The 18521-nt window shown below is 42.4% G+C and carries 18 protein-coding genes and 2 tRNA genes; 12 read left to right on the top strand and 8 right to left on the bottom strand.

Translation table 11 applies throughout. The features are described 5' to 3' along the window. The first annotated feature begins 19 nt into the window (after positions 1–19). From AC4E92_RS00560 to AC4E92_RS00520, 9 genes are all read left to right on the top strand, one after another. Positions 20–1159, top strand: a complete 1140-nt coding sequence (locus AC4E92_RS00560; RefSeq protein WP_490238634.1) for an S-methyl thiohydantoin desulfurase family protein — start codon at positions 20–22, stop codon at positions 1157–1159. A gap of 34 nt (positions 1160–1193) precedes the next feature. After that, entirely contained in the window at positions 1194–2816 is a 1623-nt protein-coding gene (locus tag AC4E92_RS00555) for an ABC transporter substrate-binding protein (protein WP_490238633.1), read from the top strand. 70 nt (positions 2817–2886) lie between these two features. Beyond that, the gene (locus AC4E92_RS00550; protein ID WP_490238632.1) at positions 2887–3915 is read left to right on the top strand and encodes an ABC transporter permease; all 1029 of its coding nucleotides are present in this window, start codon (positions 2887–2889) and stop codon (positions 3913–3915) included. Beyond that, positions 3908–4801: an ABC transporter permease gene (locus AC4E92_RS00545; protein WP_490238631.1), complete on the top strand. Its 894-nt coding sequence runs from the start codon at positions 3908–3910 to the stop codon at positions 4799–4801. The genes AC4E92_RS00550 and AC4E92_RS00545 overlap by 8 nt, the downstream gene beginning before the upstream one ends. A gap of 4 nt (positions 4802–4805) precedes the next feature. After that, positions 4806–5780: an ABC transporter ATP-binding protein gene (locus AC4E92_RS00540; RefSeq protein ID WP_490238630.1), complete on the top strand. Its 975-nt coding sequence runs from the start codon at positions 4806–4808 to the stop codon at positions 5778–5780. An 84-nt stretch (positions 5781–5864) separates the two neighbouring features. Beyond that, positions 5865–6800: an oligopeptide/dipeptide ABC transporter ATP-binding protein gene (locus tag AC4E92_RS00535; RefSeq protein ID WP_490238629.1), complete on the top strand. Its 936-nt coding sequence runs from the start codon at positions 5865–5867 to the stop codon at positions 6798–6800. Further along, a complete protein-coding gene (locus tag AC4E92_RS00530; protein ID WP_490238628.1) occupies positions 6790–7623 on the top strand; it encodes a DUF6092 family protein in 834 nt (277 codons plus the stop codon). The genes AC4E92_RS00535 and AC4E92_RS00530 overlap by 11 nt, the downstream gene beginning before the upstream one ends. 19 nt (positions 7624–7642) lie before the next feature. Further along, positions 7643–8686, top strand: coding sequence for a 2,5-dihydroxypyridine 5,6-dioxygenase NicX family protein (locus AC4E92_RS00525; protein WP_490238627.1), 1044 nt, complete (start codon positions 7643–7645; stop codon positions 8684–8686). 252 nt (positions 8687–8938) lie between these two features. Next, complete coding sequence (locus tag AC4E92_RS00520; protein WP_490238626.1) at positions 8939–9286, top strand: aldo/keto reductase; 348 nt, start codon at positions 8939–8941, stop codon at positions 9284–9286. 80 nt (positions 9287–9366) lie between these two features. On the opposite strand, the gene AC4E92_RS00515 is transcribed toward AC4E92_RS00520, so the two are convergent. After that, the gene (locus tag AC4E92_RS00515; RefSeq protein WP_490238625.1) at positions 9367–10929 is read right to left on the bottom strand and encodes a hypothetical protein; all 1563 of its coding nucleotides are present in this window, start codon (positions 10927–10929) and stop codon (positions 9367–9369) included. Positions 10930–11084: 155 nt separating this feature from the next. Between AC4E92_RS00515 and AC4E92_RS00510 the strand changes: the two genes are divergently transcribed. From AC4E92_RS00510 to AC4E92_RS00500, 3 genes are all read left to right on the top strand, one after another. Beyond that, complete coding sequence (locus tag AC4E92_RS00510) at positions 11085–11282, top strand: hypothetical protein (RefSeq protein WP_490238624.1); 198 nt, start codon at positions 11085–11087, stop codon at positions 11280–11282. A 364-nt stretch (positions 11283–11646) separates the two neighbouring features. Then, the gene (locus AC4E92_RS00505) at positions 11647–13389 is read left to right on the top strand and encodes an ABC transporter ATP-binding protein (protein ID WP_490238623.1); all 1743 of its coding nucleotides are present in this window, start codon (positions 11647–11649) and stop codon (positions 13387–13389) included. 197 nt (positions 13390–13586) lie between these two features. Beyond that, on the top strand, positions 13587–13766 hold the full coding sequence (locus AC4E92_RS00500) for an ATP-binding cassette domain-containing protein (protein ID WP_490238622.1): 180 nt from the start codon (positions 13587–13589) through the stop codon (positions 13764–13766). A gap of 210 nt (positions 13767–13976) precedes the next feature. Here AC4E92_RS00500 and AC4E92_RS00495 read toward each other — a convergent pair. The 7 genes from AC4E92_RS00495 to AC4E92_RS00465 form a co-directional block, all read right to left on the bottom strand. Further along, positions 13977–14052 (bottom strand) — tRNA-Phe (locus AC4E92_RS00495). 7 nt (positions 14053–14059) lie between these two features. Next, positions 14060–14134, bottom strand: a tRNA-Val gene (locus tag AC4E92_RS00490). Between the two features lie 58 nt (positions 14135–14192). Next, positions 14193–15764: a CTP synthase gene (gene pyrG, locus AC4E92_RS00485; protein ID WP_490238621.1), complete on the bottom strand. Its 1572-nt coding sequence runs from the start codon at positions 15762–15764 to the stop codon at positions 14193–14195. Between the two features lie 15 nt (positions 15765–15779). Beyond that, the gene (locus AC4E92_RS00480) at positions 15780–16703 is read right to left on the bottom strand and encodes a carbohydrate kinase family protein (protein ID WP_490238620.1); all 924 of its coding nucleotides are present in this window, start codon (positions 16701–16703) and stop codon (positions 15780–15782) included. Positions 16704–16744: 41 nt separating this feature from the next. After that, positions 16745–17482, bottom strand: coding sequence for an NAD-dependent protein deacylase (locus AC4E92_RS00475; RefSeq protein ID WP_490238875.1), 738 nt, complete (start codon positions 17480–17482; stop codon positions 16745–16747). After that, the gene (locus tag AC4E92_RS00470) at positions 17482–18066 is read right to left on the bottom strand and encodes a DUF4897 domain-containing protein (protein ID WP_490238619.1); all 585 of its coding nucleotides are present in this window, start codon (positions 18064–18066) and stop codon (positions 17482–17484) included. The genes AC4E92_RS00475 and AC4E92_RS00470 overlap by 1 nt, the downstream gene beginning before the upstream one ends. 43 nt (positions 18067–18109) lie before the next feature. Further along, on the bottom strand, positions 18110–18484 hold the full coding sequence (locus tag AC4E92_RS00465) for a cyclophilin-like fold protein (protein WP_490238618.1): 375 nt from the start codon (positions 18482–18484) through the stop codon (positions 18110–18112). Positions 18485–18521 lie beyond the last annotated feature (37 nt).

The raw sequence follows: 18521 nt of genomic DNA, 5'->3' as shown, positions 1-18521 counted from the left end.
CAGGAAAGGGGGGAATAATTTGTCAACAACAACCCTAAAAACTCTCGAGGACATCGAGGACTTTGTTCGTGGTTGTACTTTTTTTGGTACTGGTGGTGGAGGTAAACCAGCTGAGGGTATCCAACTACTGAAACAAGTACTAACTGCCAAAGGCTCGATTAGATGGCTTGATGTGAATGAAATCCCAGCAAATGGATATGCCGCATGCCCTTTTCTCATGGGATCCATAGCTCCCCTTACAGATAGTGCTATCAACCAGATGAAGGAATTAGGTTTAAACCAAGAAAGAAAAGCTACAGTTAATCTCTTGACAAAGGCGATTGAAGCACTTGAGAAGTACACAGGTACATCTATCTCTGTCATAGTACCAATCGAATTGGGAGGTGCCAACACACCTGCGGCTATTACAGCAGCAGCAGACCTCGATTTGGTTGTCGTCGATGGTGATTTCACAGGAAGGGCTATTCCAGAAATCGTTCAGACTACTCCATATTTACACGATAAAGAACCATGCCCAATAGCATCGTGGGATCAGTGGGGAAATGTATGTTACATTGAAAAGGCTCTCAATCCTATGGTTGCAGAACGCATCGGAAAGTATTTATCAGCGGCAGCATTTGGTGTAGCCGGTCAAGCTGGATACCTGATGCCTGTTGACGAAATGAAGAAAATATTGATTCGAGGGACCCTAACAGAGTGTCTGGAAGTAGGAAGATTGATAAGGGAAGAGAGGAGTTCAGGTAGGGATCCTCTGGAAAAACTCGTGGAGAAACTCAGAGGCAAGGTACTCTTTACCGGTAGGGTCGTGGAAAAACAGTGGGAAGACAGAGATGGTTATTACTGGGGATATCATGAAATCAGTGGAAACAACCATTTCAGAAATCACAAATTCAGAATATGGTTCAAGAACGAGAATCACATAAGTTGGCTGGATGACAAACCTTATGTAACTAGCCCCGATATGTTGATAGTAGTTACACATCCTGAATGTGAACCGTTGTATAATCCCGATATTCACGAAGGAATGAATGTAGCAGTTATCGGAGTCCCAGCTCGTAATGAATTTCTCAGCAAGAAAGGGTTAGAGGTTCTTGGCCCGAAACACTTTGGTTTCAACATCGACTACAAACCATTCGATCTGGTTACAGGGGGAAGATGATCCGCTGGATATTTTTTGAAAGGGAGGGATCGCGGTGAGACAACTGGTATGTCTGTTTACGGTAGGGTCCTTAGTGTTCCTATTAATGGCTGCCACGTGTTTTGGCCAATCTGATAGCATCATACGCACAACAGAAGATTGGCCAACGTATATCGATCCTGCTGTTGGAAGCGATTTCTCAGACTGTATAGCTATTGTCAATCTATACGATAGTCTCGTATTTCCCAACCCAGATGGGACTGTCAGACCGCATCTTGCAACGGATTGGGAAGTATCAGCAGATGGTTTGACCTGGACTTTTCACCTGAGAAAAGGTGTGAAATTCCATTCAGGCAATGAGCTGACAGCTGAAGATGTCGTTTTTTCTACCAAGAGATTGTTGACCATAGGTGAAGGATTTGCTTACCTGTTTGAACCCTTTATTGAAGATGTGAAAGCCCTTGATCGTTACACAGTTCAGTTTAAGCTGAAAAAACCATGTGGACCATTCCTTAGTATCCTTGTGAGATTATATATTCTAGAGAAAGATGAGGTGCTGAAACATATTCAACCCGGTCCATATGGTGAATATGGTGATTACGGTCGCAAGTGGTTACTTGAACATGATGCGGGAAGTGGTCCATACGCAGTCGTAGATGTCAAGATGGAAGAATATGTGCTGGCAAAGAAGTTTGCAGACTGGTGGGGTGGATGGGAAGCTAATGCTCCAGAATACTTCAAAGAAATGGCAACCGCAGACCCGGTCACCATAAGAACTATGGTTGCAAAGAAAGAGCTTGAGATAACTGACGAAATCCAACCCATGGAAAGTTATGAAGCTATGGCAAAAATGCCTGGAGTAGAGGTAATACGCTTCGTACCAGGTGGTATGAACCTTAATGTTATGATTCATACGCGGAAACCACCTACTGATGACATTCATTTCAGGAGAGCATTAGCATATGCAACTGATTATAAAACAGTTGCAGAAAAGATCTTTCCAGGTTCCCTTGTACCACGTGGTCCTGTGCCACAAACTTTACCGGGCCATGACCCGACGTTACAACCGGCTGAGTTTAACCTGGACAAAGCACGCGAAGAACTTAAGAAATCCAAATATTATGGACAACTTGATAAGTATCCCCTCTCTTTGTCCTGGTGTGCCGAAGTCCCAGAGGAAGAAAAAATTGCACTCATGCTGCAAGCAAATTTTGCAAAACTGGGTATCAAAGTTGAAATCACAAAGAAACCATTTGGTTCAATGATAGCTGATGCTCAAAATATTGAAACTACGCCACATCTCTCGATCATATTCGTGGCAGCTCATTACATGGAAGCCGGTGGAATGCTGGCCACACGCTATCATTCAAAATCCACCGGCACGTGGGAACAATGTGAATGGTTGCTCGATCCAGAGATAGACGCGATGATCGAGGATGCTTTGGCAACAATTGATACACAAAAGCGATATGAGAAATACTATGCTATTCAGAGAAAACTGGTTGATCTGTGTCCTACTATATGGTTGATAGATCGTGCGGAAACAAGAGCCTATCAGGCATCCTACGTTTACTGGCCTGTTGCAGACTGGCTGAAACAGGGTAAAAAAATCGCATTACCACTTGGTTACACTCTTTACGCACACGATATGAAAGTATTCCCGGAAAAGAGAAAGTAAGGATATTTTCATTTACCTGGATAGGGTTGGGCCCCTATCCAGGTTATGAAATCTAGCGGTGGTGAGTGTCATGTCCTTAGCAAAGTATTTCATCAAACGTCTGATTTACTCAGTGGGGGTTCTTCTAGGTGTTTCTGTTCTGATTTTCTTGATTTCCAACATTGTTCCTGGCGATCCCGCTCGTATGGCTCTGGGCCCAAGGGCTCCAGAATGGGCTGTTGAAGCATTGAGAAAGCAAATGAATCTTGACAAACCCCTGGTGGAAAGGTATTTTCTTTGGTTATCAAACTTATTGAAGGGTGACCTTGGTGAGTCATTGCGGTCGAGACGTTCAATAAAAGTAGATATCGCGGAATATCTACCGGCATCGCTTGAAATAATATGCCTTTCAGCGGTTTTCATGGCTATCATTGGAATCAATCTGGGAAGGTTGTCGGCAAGATTTGCCAAAACATGGTTGGATGGTGTGATCAGAATAATGTCTTACGTTGGAATAGTTACACCTGCTTTTGTCTGGGCAATTTTGTTCTCTCTAGTATTCTCATATATCATTCCGATTTTCCCAACTATTGGAAGGTTAAGTTCAAATCTAACTCCTCCTCCGAGAATCACTGGGATGTACACCATCGACGGTCTGCTAACAGGGCGGTTCCGCGTTGCTCTCGATGCACTATGGCACATTATCCTTCCTTCGTTAGCATTGGCTATGGGAGGAGCGGCACAAGCGGCAAGAATGACTAGAGCTAGCATGGTCGATAATGCCGAAAAAGATTACATTCTGGCAGCCAGGGCATATGGTATACCCGAAAAGTTGATCTACAAACGCCTTCTGTTGAAACCTTCGCTCGTAGCTCCTGTTTCGATAATGGCTCTTGATATCGCCGCATTACTCGGTAATGCTTTCCTGGTTGAACTGGTCTTTCTCTATCCTGGCTTCTCAAGATATGGTGTTGAGGCAATGTTGAACAAAGATCTTTTCGCAATCATAAGTGTAGTTTTAATCATAGGCATTGCTTATACTGTCGCAAATATCATCATAGATGTCATAATAGCATATCTTGATCCAAGAGTGAGATTTGGGGGGAGCAAAGTTGCGTGAAGGACATGCAATAGGGGAGTTAACCGTAGGTTCTGCATACAAAGAGAGATTGAAGCGTGCATGGTATCGCTTTTCGAGGAGTAAGCTTTCTGTTCTCGGCCTAGTTATGGTATTAACCATAGTATTCATTGCTGTATTTGCTCCTTTTGTAGCACCATTCCCTGAACACGCTGGCCCATTTGTGGATTTTGGAAACACCTGCAGACCACCAAGTCTGACCCATCCTTTTGGAACAGATGCTATGGGGCGCGACATACTAAGCAGAGTGTTTTTTGCCTTCAGAGGAGCATTAATAATGGGATCAGTAGTCCTTGCAATTGTTGTACCACTTGGGACAGTCGTTGGACTGATTGGTGGCTATTTTGAAGGAACTTGGTTCAGTACTGTTATTATGAGGATAACAGACGTGTTTTTGGCAGTACCACCTTTGGTTCTTGCTTTGGCGATTGCTGCTTTACTCAAACCGACACTGACAAATTCAATGATCGCGGTTTGTGTTTCCTGGTGGCCTTGGTATGCTAGGCTGGTATATGGAATGACAATTTCGATCAGAAATGAACCATTTATCAAAGCCACAGAATTGATTGGAATGAGTCGGCTCAAAATCATGTTTTCAGAAATACTGCCAAACCATCTTGGTTCTATCCTTACAAAGATGACACTCGATGTAGGATGGGTTATTCTTACTGGCGCCTCACTCAGCTTTGTCGGCCTTGGTGAACAACCACCAACTCCCGCACTCGGAACCATGGTTTCTGACGGTGCAAAATATTTGCCCACATACTGGTGGATATCCGTGTTCCCAGCCCTTATGATAGTAGTTATAATACTCGCTTTTAACCTACTGGGAGATGGAATCAGAGAAATGTTGACGTCGGGGGAGTGAGTGCATGACTATCGCTGATATTGCATTGAAGATTGAGAATTTGAGCGTTTCTTACAAGGTTTACAAAGGTATGTTGAAAGTTCTGGATAGAGTGAATCTGGAAGTCAAAAAGGGAGAAAAAGTTGGACTAGTCGGTGAGACTGGTTGCGGGAAGACTACCACATTGAAGGCTGTAATGGGAATCCTGGCGCATAATGCTATTCTGACCGATGGCAGAATAACAGCGAACGACAAAACCATATTGGAAGTGACGAGGTATCACGTGAGAAGAGAACCAGCTCGAAGAATAGCAATGGTATTTCAGGATCCAACAGCATCACTTAATCCTGTATTCACTATTGGCGAGCAATTGGAACTTGTGATAAAGTATGCCGCTGGCCGTACTGAAAAGACAGCACAAGCCGCTGTCAACGCGCTGCGGCTTGCACGTCTTCCTGATGCAGAGAGACTCTATTCTAATTTTCCATTCCAATTGAGCGGTGGTATGAGGCAACGCGTTTGTATTGCTATGGCACTTGCTGCGGAACCAAATATAATATTAGCCGATGAACCAACAACCAATCTGGATGTAACAATCCAAGACCAAGTGCTCAAGCTTATAAAGCATTTGTGTCAGGAACAACAACTTGCCCTAGTTCTTGTAACTCATTCTCTTGGAGTTGCTCGGGAAACATGTGACAGGATATATGTGATGTATGCTGGAACCATTGTCGAACATGCCGACAGTTATCAAATTTTTGAAGATCCATATCATCCCTATACGAAAGGATTGCTGACTTCACTGCCTAGGTTGACAGGTGAGGGTATAGCAGAAGGTATCAAAGGAAGAATTCCAGATTATTTGAATCCACCTCAAGGTTGTAGATTCGCTCCAAGGTGTGAATACGCAATGGATAAATGTTTTGTTGAGAAACCTCATTTCTATCAAGTTACAGACAATCACCAAGTTGCTTGTTTTCTTTACGAAGAGAGAAAGTGAAGAGGAGTGATGAATATAGTGCAAGTGATCTTACAAATTCAGAATCTCAAAAAGTATTTTCCAACCAAGAAAAAAGATATCTACGTGAAAGCCGTGGATGGTATAGATTTCAATGTAAACGAAAAGGATGTTTTTGCTTTAGTTGGTGAGTCAGGCTCAGGGAAAAGTACAACTGCATACACGATAGTTGGTATGTACGAGCCTACGGCGGGCAAAATTATTTATAAAGGGAAAGATATCAGTAGAATCCACTGGAAGCGCTCTGCAGATTTGAAGAGAGAAATTCAGATTGTTTTTCAGGATCCTGGAACATCTCTTAACCCAACTAAATCTATTGCCCAAATTGTTGCAGCGCCGATACTGGTTCATGATAGGATAAGCGGAAGAGAATTGAGAAAGAGAATTACAAAGTATATTGAAATGGTAGAACTGCCATTGGATTATCTTTACAAATTGCCCCGAGATATCGGGGGAGGAGAGAAACAGCTCGTTGCGATTGCACGAGCCCTTGCTTCCCAACCATCATTTATAATTCTCGATGAACCTACCTCTGCATTGGATGTTTCAATACAAGCCAAGATAATACGCACTCTTCTTAAACTAAAAGAAGAACTGGGATTAACATATCTTTTTATAACTCATGACCTCAGTTTGGTTCGAAATATATCAAATAGAATAGCAATCATGTATTTGGGCAAGATAATTGAACAAGGACCAACACTGGATGTGTTTGCCAAGCCCGCGCATCCATATACGCAAATGTTGCTATCTTCCATCCCTGTTGTAACAGAAGCCGAGGAGGATCTCAAGCCCAAGAAAATTCAGTCAACTGGTGAAATACCAAGTCCAGTAAACGTGCCTCCGGGCTGTTCTTTCCATACAAGATGCCCGTTCGCCTGGGAATTATGCAAACAGCGGGAGCCTGAAAATTATGAGATAACCTCTGACAGATTTGTGAAATGCCATTTATACTCAAAAGAAAAGGTAACTTCTCTGGGAGGAGTTTTGAATGGAAGTTAAAGATGCTATTTTCAGAAGAAGAAGTATACGTTCTTTCATAGACAAACCGGTGGAAAGTACCGTATTGCACGAAATCATGCTTGCTGGAATCTATGCTCCCTCTGCTGGTAATTTGCAACTATGGGAGTTTTATTGTTATCACAATCCTCATTCGATTGAACTCATAAGAAGTGTCTCACCGGGCATTCTAAGTAATCCCAAAGCAGTGATTTTGCTATGTCTGAATGAAGCAAAAATGGAAGCCCTCAAACTGAAAGAGTGGCATTTGAATTGTATTATGGACATTGCCATGGCATGCCAAAACATGATGTTGCGAGCTTTCGAGCTTGGACTTGGCACATGCCCTGTTAGCTCTTTTGATTCAGATTCACTTCGCGCTATTCTTCAACTTCCGGATGGTATAAAACCCGTGTTACTGGTTACTGTGGGGCATTATAAAGAATTGCCACCTCCCCCACCCAGAAATGAAGCTGTGATTCACATCGAAGCGGACGAGATCGAACAAAATGAGGAGGTTGATCTTCATAGACAGACTGTTCAATCGTTAATGGAATTGCTCGTTTTTCTGGTTACCTCAGCCAAAATTAGCTCGGTTGAACCATCGAATTATGGAATGATTAGACTCATGGAAGCAGCTCTCAAGGTGTGTGATTACCTGATTCGTATAAAGCACAACAATTTCCATATGTTAGAGGTGTACAGGAATGATCTGGAGAAAGCTGTTACATTGTGCTTTCATAACGAACCTGAATTCATGATTTATCTGGAAAGATTTCTCAATCAATATATTCATACTTATGCGAGGCAAGAAAGCCATGACTAACACACTGGGAGGTGTTTTCATGATGGATGTGTTTGAACTTGAGGTTGCAAAAGCAGCTTACACAGTAGTATCAGAGCTTTGCAGGGTAAAAGCAGGTGAATCTGTTCTCATAACAATCGATTCTGCAATGGATTTTAAACCAGCTGAAGAAACAGCTAAGGCTGCCGAAGCAATCGGGGCAAAAGTTATGGTGGCGTGGCACACTACACCGCGTGGCTATGGTAAGATAGCCGATGAACAGCTACCAGAATCCCTGAAAGCAGCCATTCCAGCTGCTGATGTCTGGATTGAGTACAACAATCAATGGTTACTCTACAATACCGCTTGGACGCAAGCAATGTCAAACGGACGCACACGGTATTTGTTCTTAGGGGGATTAGATCGCGAAAGGATTACTCGATGCATTGCTCGTGTGAATTTAACTCTTCAAGAGAAATTTCAAAACACGGTTGTTGAACTAACCAAGAAAGCACGAAAAATAAGAATTACCACACCAGCTGGTACGGATGTATCTTTTGAGAATGTACCTGGAAGGCCCGTAACAAATGAGTTACGCGCAGATGTGCCAGGACCCCATTTTCTGCTTGGACAGATTGGATGGGCACCACTTGAAGAAAGCATTAATGGAGTTATAGTCTTTGATGGTTCTTTCTCTGGTGGTGGAGAAGCTGATCTTGGCATACTTGCACATCCGATAGAGCTTGTAGTTAAACATGGGAAAATTGTTGAAATAAAAGGTCAGGAAGAAGCAAAATTCGTTAGAAGATGGCTTGAAAAGCTTCAAGATCCAAGAATGTATTACTTAGCTCACGTTTGTTATGGATTTAATCCTGGTGCGAAACTGAGTGGTTTGTGCACTGAGGACGAACGAGTTTGGGGATCAACTGAATGGGGATTTGGCTACCAGGGGCCAGCTTTTAAGGGAAAACTTGGTGAAGCCGTTTCTCATGCTGATGGAATATGCCTGAATTCAACTGTCTGGCTTGACGATCAACTGCTCCTTAATGAAGGAGAGGTTGTTCACCCAGACTTGGCTGATATAGCACGAGCAATGGGAAAATAAAAATTAAACAAGATGTTTTTATAGTATTTTCCTCACATACAGTGAGATTTTTAAAACTAAATAACAGATACTGTTAGTATCTTCCGATTTTCGTAAACTGCAAAATCCATATTTTATTTTTTCATGGTATATCCTGGTGACCAGGGAGTAACCCCTATATCCGCATAAGCTTCCCTCGGTGAAAGGGGAAGCCCACCCGCTTCAGGGATGGGAGGAGGTCACAGAGATCAGGTATTTCTTGCCTGTAAAACGATGGAGAGAACAAAAGAAGGCGCATGGAAAGAGCTGAACGAATCTCTGAAAAGACTTAACACCGACCATTTCGACCTCTATCAGTTCCATGCCGTGACCACACTGGACGAAGTGGAAGCCATCTTTTCACCGAATGGAGCTATAGAGGCCTTTTTGAAAGCAAAAAAAGAAAGATTGATAAGGTACATCGGTTTTTCTGCTCACAGCGAAGAAGCAGCACTTGCGATGTTAGAAAGATTCGATTTCGACACGGTGCTCTTTCCTCTGATTTGGGCAAGCTGGCTGGGAAAGGGATTCGGCAAAAAACTCCACGTTTCACACTCTCACTACCCGTCACCGCAGCGGTGAGCCCAAGTCACCAGGAATTCCTCTGGTGGATGTGTGATATCGTGGAAAATCAGGGAACAAAAACCTGTTTTCCCACTTGGTCATTCATGAATCATGTGGTGCATTATTCTCTCCAGCCTTCTTCTCACTCTGCCGTCCTCTTCACACCAGAAAGCAACAAACAGGGGCTGAAACTTGAGAGAATACCTCCTTGCAAACTCCCTCACCACATCCGGTCCCTTTAGCCTGATGCCAAACCTCACTCCATCGTACCTTCCATAGTTTCTCAGAAATCTGTCAAGGAGTTTTCTGTCGGATTCTTTCATCTCGATGTATCTCAGAGCAAATCTTTCCAGTTTCTCTCCTTTCATCCTTTCAAGGGCTTTCTTCACCACCTCTTTCCTTCCTTCAATGAAAGGATGAGCCTTCATTATTGAAACAACAAATTCCATGGTCTGGTGATCTTTTGCCATGAAATCAGCGAACGGTTCAATATCTTCAAGGAGTGTGTATGCTTTTTTGAGTCTTTCTTTCCTTGAAAGGAATTTTCTATCAAGAAGAGCCATGTAGGTGGAAAGAAAAAGGACTCGTTTCTGATGAAAGGGGAACTCTTTAAGCTTTTCTGACGACTCCTTGTATTTTCTTTCAATCTCCATCTTTATCCACTCGTTCCAGACAGGAAAGGGTACCCCTGTATCAACACCAGATGTCAACAGTCTTCTTATCGTATCTGCACGAATCATTTTTGTTTTTCCTTTCAATATATCCGAGATACCTTTGGAACTGAGAGTTTTTCCTTTCCAAGCGACCCTTTCAACATATCTTCTCAACTGACTTGTGTTCGGATAAGTTGATCTTGTGTAGTCCAACACAAATTTCCTCGCTTTTTTGAGCAGAGACAGATAATCCTCTGGTACAGAAAGCGAAACAATGATATGCGCAGTGCTGTGGATAGACGGTGAATCAATATCTTTTTCCACAACAAACAGAGTATCCAGCGCTCCAAAGAGATTTCCTGGTTCTTCTCTATAGTATCCAAGCCAGAAAACAGCTCCTTGAGAAAGGTCATAGGCAAGTCTTGGATGTTTTTCTTTAATATCCCATGCAAGATCGTTCAAGGAGGAAAAAATGCAGGTTGGGTGGGGAACCTCCCTGGATAGTCTGTAAGCCTGTATGTAATCATGTACCGCCTCAGAAAGTCTTCCAGAATCTGCTTCCCTTCTTGCCAGGGAAAGATATAAAAAAGAAAGTGTGGATTTTCTGTAATCGTTTTTCCACACCCTCACATTCCGCAGTGACTTCACTCCGCTTGCTTCAAAATTTATTAAAGTAACGATCACAGTGTCTCTTATTGATTTTGGCATTTTGGGGAGGTTTCTTTTCAGGTACCTGTACAGATTCATATCTAATTTGCCTGTATATTTTAAAAATGCTAGTTTGTTCGCCAAAAGAAAATATTTCGCTGCTTTGGATTTGCAGCTTTTCAAAATTTTATCTATTCTCTGGACTGCTTCTTTGAAGTTCCCTTTCCATGCAAGTTTCAGTATACAGAGAACCTCTCTGCACTCTTTTGAAAGGTTTTCTTCGCAAAGCATGTAATTCACTGCTGGAAGAGAAAAAGCACCGTACCTGAATGTCTCTTTCAAGCCCTCTATACTTTTCATCTTTACTCCCTCTGTTATAGTTATATCTCAAAAAATCAAATTGTTTCAAAGTCCATAAAATTTGGTGTTAGAAACGTTCTTCTAAAGAGGATCTCGGAACAGCCAAAACTTGAAAACCATATAAGGTTTGATAAAGTGATGACAGGTGATCAGAAATGCGAAAGGTTTTGATGATTATCCTTTCGATACTCGTCCTCCTGTCTGCAACCATTTTCGCTGACAAAGTGAAGACAGATAACGAAACACATTCCTGGAAAAGCGAGATTGCGGAACTGGTTCAGGTTGCACCCAAAAGCACAGTTGCTTGCGAGGTTACTTCCAAAGATTTAACTGTTGAAAACCAGGGTTTCTAACCCTTGTTCTGCATAAGAAGAGGTAGTTGAAGTAAAGGGAAAAGAAGGAAAAAAGATGGGTGGTTGCAAACGTGCCAGGCTATCATCCAACAAAATGCGTAAATACATTGAAATTTTTGGGAATAAAATTTTAACATAGAAAGGGGGTGAGCAAAGTGAAAATTCTACGAAAAGCCCTACAAATTAATAGCACTTCTGGTATCCATGAATGGGAATGTGCTCAGTTTACTGGTTTTTGCTGCTTAAGCGGCGCTTGTTGTAGATCTGTACTAACTGGATAATTACAAGAAAGGGGAGCACTCCCCCTTACCATTGTTTTTACTGAATCACTGTTGTCAAACAATCGAACTAAGGAGGGAAAATCTTGAACCTCAGGATTATCCGGAAGATTCTTCGCTTTTACTCTCTAATTCGAAAGCATTTTTTGGTGCTCATAGTTATAGGTGGCTTTCTTGCAACATCTTCTGTTGTGTTCGATTTCTTCATCCCTCTTCTTGTGCGAGATGTCATCGATGGACTGGCAGGACTGGAGCTGAGACTGAACACGATCTATCTTCTTGGATTTCTCTATGCATTGTCTTTCGTTCTTACGTACGCTGGAGACCAGATCTACCTGAAAGCAAAGTACAGAGCCGTAGCAGATCTGTCCAGTCGCATCTTCAGTCAGTCGTTTTTCTTTCCCTGGCAAAAGCTAAAACAACAGGGTTCTGCCTACTATGCCACTCTGATAAATCATCAACTCAACGACGCATTTTTCCTGCTTGATTACGGATTTTTCCAGAACGTCCTGGTGATAATACGTAGCGTATTCATACTGGCAACTGTTTTTGTGTGGAGTAAAGCCTTTTTTGGCCTGTTTGTGGCGAATGCTGTGATAGTCGGAATTTATCTGAACATCATCGGCAGAGTGACCGAGCGGCCGTACGCGCAGATGTATGAAACTTTACGTCGTGTAACGGGTTTCATCACCGAAACGTTTGAAAACATCCACGAAGTACTAGCCGGAGAAGCCCAAAAGAAACGTCAGAAAGAGTGCGAGACGATGTATCAGCAGGTGGCGGACACCGTTTTGAAAGCAGAACTTCCCCGCTCAAGATTCGATAAACTGATGGTGAACCTTCCAGAATATTTCACACGGCTCTTCATTCTCACCTATGGAGCATACCTTGTAATAGACGGGAAAATGACCGTGGGAACGATATGGGCACTGTGGACATACTTTTCTTTTGTAACGGCACCCCTGTACATGTTCAGAGAACTGGCTCGTGTCATAACACGAGTGTCGGCGAACCTCGATGCTGTACTTGATTACTTCGATGAAGTAAGACGAGCCGAAGAAACCTTCAAAAAGCGTGAAATAAAACCCGTTCCTGGAAGCCCTGTTTATGAACTGGTGGATGTTACCTTTGGCTTTGAGCCAGGAAAACCCATTTTAAGGCAGGTCAGCTTCACGATTCAACCCCGTGAAATCGTTGCCATAGTGGGTCTCTCTGGAGAAGGAAAGTCCACTCTGTTGAACATACTGCTTGGCCTGGAACAGAACTATGAAGGTGTGGTGAGATTCTTTGGAAACGATTTAAAGCAGGTAATGCCCTCGGCTGTTTTCGAACATGTCGCTTTTTATTCCCAGAACGTCGGTATATTCAACGATACCCTTGAAAACAACATAGTTCTTGGAAGAGAGAACGATGAGAAAAAACTCGAAAGAATCATAAGGGAACTTGGAATAGAACATCTGAGAGGAAGAAAACTGGGGGAAGGAGGAAGCTTCGCCTCAGGAGGAGAAAAACAGAGGATACAACTTGCCAGGATCTTCTATGCAGACAAATCTGTCGTTGTTCTGGATGAACCTCTCACGAATCTGGACACAATAACAGAAAAATTCTTACTGGAGAAATTGATAGAATTTTTGAAAGAAAAAACAGCCATCATGATATCGCACAAGCCCAATATCATTAGGGTTGCAAGTAAGATAATCTTCCTTGAAAATGGAAAAGTTTCTTCTATCGGAAGGTTCGAAGAGTTGATGCAAAACAACGCAACATTCAGAAGGATAATAGAAACGTACGTGAATGAATCAAAAAAGATCACTGATAAGGATGTCTGACCCAATTTTGAAGTTTTTCTAACCCAGGGGGAATGGGGGTTGTTCAATGAAAGGTATCTCTGACCTTATGTTTTCCTCTCACAGTCTTCGGATTTTCTCATTGCGTTATTCTCAATTCATGGAAAATGATTATACTGACAACGAGTGTAAGGACTGTATCTATTATGTAATGGTGTTCGTGAAAGGGTGAAATTGATATGAGAAGAGTGGTGGAAGTTGTCGGTATCAAAAAATCGTTCGGGAAGCTTCGGGTTCTTGATATGGTCGATTTTTACGCAGAAGAAGGAGACTTCAAAGTAATCGTTGGTGAAAACGGTTCAGGAAAGAGTACTCTGCTGAAGATCATGATAGGGTTTTTGCTTCGTATACCGTTGTGACCGATCGTTTCCATCATTTGCCGTCAGTCTGAACCCAAGACGCCCGCCTTTCATTCCACCTTTAAAAGGGTTGGCTTTCCCAGCGGGAGATCGTAAATTTCCTCTCTGACTCGACAGTTTGATTATTAATCAATATCTAGGGGGTTTATAAAAAACAAAAAGTCCGGACAAAGTGACCGGACTGAAAATCCACATATTGGTAAACAAAACTGGTGGCCAGGGGCGGAATCGAACCGTCGACACCTGGATTTTCAGTCCAGTGCTCTACCAACTGAGCTACCTGGCCACTCCTTTGGTGGGTGCGGCAGGACTCGAACCTACGGCCTTCTGCTCGTAAGGCAGACGCTCTTCCTCTGAGCTACGCACCCACCGTAGCAACCATTGATTATCCTATCATACGGCTCAATTTTTTTCAAGTCCCTTCACTTAACTGTTCTTGATTGAGTTGATCAAAGCTTTGAACAATGGATGTGGAGCGCCTACTTTTGTTTTCAATTCTGGATGATACTGTATTCCAATGAAATATGGATGATCTTCCAGTTCAATTGCCTCGATAAAATTTGACTGTGCACTTATAACAAGTTTGTTTCCTTCCTGACCCGGCAGTTTGAACAGTTCAGGATAATCATCGTAATTGACTTCATAGCGATGTCTGTGCCTTTCAGCTACCTGTTCAATCTCACCATATATCTGCCATAATCTGGTACCTTTCAAGATTTTCATGGATTGTGAACCGAGCCTCATTGTTCCACCAAGCTGCAAGATTTTTTTCTGTTCCTCCATGAGCGTTATAACCGGATAAGGTGTGTCTGGATCAAATTCCGTAGAGTTGGCATTTTTATAACCAAAAACATTTCTTGCAAATTCGATCACCATTAACTGCATACCCAGACAAATTCCAAGAATTGGTTTTTTGTACTCTCTTGCAAAATGAATTGCCCTTATTTTACCTTCTATGCCTCTTTTTCCAAATCCACCGGGTATTATCAAGGCATCGTAATCGCTAAGGGTTTCACATACCTGCTCCCAGTCCATCTCCTCGAGAATCTGCGCATCAACAATCGATGGTTTAACACACCCCGATAAGAAAACAGATTCGATGATGCTTTTATATGCATCATCAGTACCAAGATATTTTGCCACAAGTGCTATCTTGTAAGTTTTGAATGTTTTGGGATAATCCCATCTGAAATTCGATTCATCAAGGTTTATTTTCAATCTCATAGCCACTTTCCTGTGTACTTCGTAATTTTTCAGTATCTCAACAACAGAATAGACATTCGGCACATCAGGCAGATTTATCACCATGTCAATTGGCACTCCACCAAAGAGAGCTACCTTTTTGAGGCTGTCGCCATTCACGGGATTTTCAGATCTGATAACTATCATGTCTGGATTGATACCAGATCTTCGAAGCAGTTGAACCGATTGCTGTGTTGGTTTGGTTTTGAATTCATTTGAAGCTCTCAAATACGGCACGTATGTAACGTGTATGAACAAAAAATCATCTGAAGATTTTTCCAGTGCAAGCTCGCGAACACTCTCCAGGAACACTTCACTTTCTATGTCTCCAACTGTACCACCTATCTCGATGACATTTACCTCTCCTTCGAGCGACTCAATTCTTTTTTTGATCTCTCCTGTTACATGAGGGACTATCTGAACAGTTGAACCAAGGTAACCCCCTTCTCTTTCTCTCTGTACAACAGTTGAATAAATCTGTCCTGCCGTTATGTTGTTCTTTCTGCTCATATTTTCACCGAGGAATCGCTCGTAATGTCCGAGATCTAAATCTGCTTCATAGCCGTCTTCTGTTACAAACACCTCTCCGTGCTGATTGGGATTCATCGTTCCAGCATCCACATTCAGATACGGGTCTATCTTAAGAACATTTACCCTGACACCGCATTCTTTGAGTAATCTTGCAAGAGATGCAGAAAAAATACCTTTTCCGACACCACTCAGTACTCCACCGGTCACAACAACGTATTTTTTCAAGCGCTCACCTTCTTTTCAAAAGATGTTTGTAAGATCTCTTTCCCCTGCTTTTGTGAGAAATTCCATTAGCTCTTCCTTGGTTGGACTTGCACTGGAGGTGCCCTGTCTTGTGACGGAAATTGCCGAAGCCGCAACGGCGAGTTTTAAAGTGTCTCTCAATGAAAGTTTTTTCATTTTGCCTGCGATATACGCTGCGTTGAATGCATCTCCGGCACCCGTTGTGTCAATCACATCAACTTCGTATGCATCTATGTGAAGTGATGTTTTCTCAGAGAACAAACTGGCACCTTTCGATCCAAGTTTAACGACAACTTCTTCAACACCAAAAGACAAGAGTTTTTTGGCTGCCTTTTCTATGTCTGTTTCTTTCGTCATCTTGAAGAGTTCGAATTCATTTGGAGCTATCGTATCGGCATACGCAACTATCTCCAAGATGGACTCATCTACAAATCCTGCCGGATCGATGTAGACATATTTTCCATTGCGTTTCGACATTGTTATGACTTCCCGAACCGTATCGGCTGGTATACCAAATTGAATGAAGACCGCAGTTGATTTTTCCAGAAAAGTCCAATCTATCATCTCGGGATTCAGATAGCTATTTGCTCCCAGGATGTGGAACATCGTGTTTCTACCCTTTGACTCAACAACGACAAATGTCTTACCAATCTGAGCAGCACAGGATTTGATGAATGAAGTGTCAACACCAAATTTCTCCAGCTTTTTGAGAACATTCTGTGAGATGCTGTCAGTTCCCACACAGGCTATTAGATAGCTATCCACACCGAGTTTTGCAAGACCTATAGCGGTGTTTGCGCCTTTTCCGCCTATATCCACGAGCGTTTGCTGACACAGGTGATTTTCCCCTATCTGGAGTCGATCAATGTACAAAATCGTATCCACATTGACCTTCCCGAAAACTGCCACCTTTTCACTCATGTGCTCAGCTCCCTGTTTTTCTAATCATTTTGTAGTATAACTCAGCTGAAAAGATTTGAATCCAGTGCAAAACATTTTTCTGCAAAAGAAGAAAGATCTTCTTCAATTTTCATGTCACACATGTGATCAAAGCCAGTTTCACCTTTGTTTAAAATCACAACCTTTGCGCCTTTCATTTTTGCGATCAAAGGAAGCTGTGCCGCTGGATAGACAACAAGAGAGCTTCCAAGTACAATCATCAAGTCACACCTTGCTGCATATTCCTGCGCGCTATGAAGGGCTTTTTCATCTAAAGGTTCACCGAAAAAAACGATCTTTGGGCGAATCAAACCAGAACAACTACAAAACGGCACTTTTGAAGATTCAAGCATCTTTTTAATCGATGAAAGATCAAATTTTTTCGAACACTTGGTACAGTAATACTCATATACACTGCCGTGCAGTTCTATGACGTTTTTGCTTTTAGCTTTCTGGTGGAGACCATCTATATTTTGCGTGATTGTTGCTTTCAAGATGCCCTTTTGTTCAAGCTTTGCAAGCATGATGTGTGCCAAATTTGGTTTTACATCAGTCATCGGTAACAGGACTTCTTTACAGAACCTGTAGAATCCCTCTGGATCGCGCTGAAAATATTCTATATCGAAGATATCCTCGGGATACTTCGAATAAAGCCCAGTTGGACTTCGAAAATCAGGTATACCGCTTGGTGTACTGATCCCCGCACCAGTCAGGGCAACAGCATATTTGGAAGATCTGAGCAGTCCAAGAAAACGGTCTATCAATTTTCTCCACCTTTCCTGAAAACAACCTTTGGAAAAGCCATGGAAGCCTGGCTTGGTTGCCAGTAAATCTGGTTTGAAACAACCTTGGTGGGTGTTGGTTCTATGGTCAGTATCTGTGCATCGTGTGGAACAACAACTTTGATCTGAGAGTCGCTGACCGAATATATCGAAATATCTTTCAACGATGTGTCAACGACACCGTCTTGCACAAGTGCAGCGTTTGATAATCGGGCAATTTCGAGCACCTCGAGTATGCCAGATCTCTCGGTAATAGTCGAATTCATTGAGATCACATCTATCTGCCTTCCGATCTTTTTGCTGACTTCGTCAAAGTAACTCTTAAAGGTTGATACAGAAGCCTGCTGGTACTGATTGATATACTGCTGCTGCTTGGATTTATCTTTGAAAAACAGGCCAGCCGTTGCTGTGAATGTCGCCTGGCCTGTGTAATCGTATTCCATTTCACTCCTGTAATAAGCTATTTCAAAAGGTGGCTTTTGCGTAAGAGTTGTGACTAACTGTGTGACAATGAAAAACACTATGAATGCAATGAGTATATAAAACAACGTTTTCTGATTCACTGATTCTCCTCCCTTCTAAGATATGTTACCACAGGAGGAGAAATTAGTCGACCTGAACTATCACCTTAGTACCGGCTTTAATCTCTTTGAGCAATTGCAAACCTTCTTTTATCTTGCCGAACACATTCACCGCACTGGCTGGCCTTATTTTGTCATCGCTTATCGGTGTTTTACCAAAGAAAATGCATATAGCTTTGCCGGGTATCCAGAATGCAACGTCTCCTTCTTCTACCGTTTCTTTGCTGTTCTCATCCAATGCGAGTTTTACAGGTGTTTCGAAATAAATCTCGTCACCCCATCTGTTTATGATGCTTTTAATCGGTAAACACTTTTTGATCGCATCGATAGTTACTGGAGCTTTGTCTTCATAAAGTTCAGCCACAACTTCACACGTACCAAAGACAAACTTCAGACGCATCACACCACCTCCATTTATATATGGTATTGATTGTTCG

Origin of the sequence: Pseudothermotoga sp. (assembly GCF_031962025.1) — a bacterium.
GTDB lineage: Bacteria > Thermotogota > Thermotogae > Thermotogales > DSM-5069 > Pseudothermotoga_B.
Note: the sequence above shows the minus strand (reverse complement) of the source record. Positions and strands in the feature narration are given on the sequence as shown.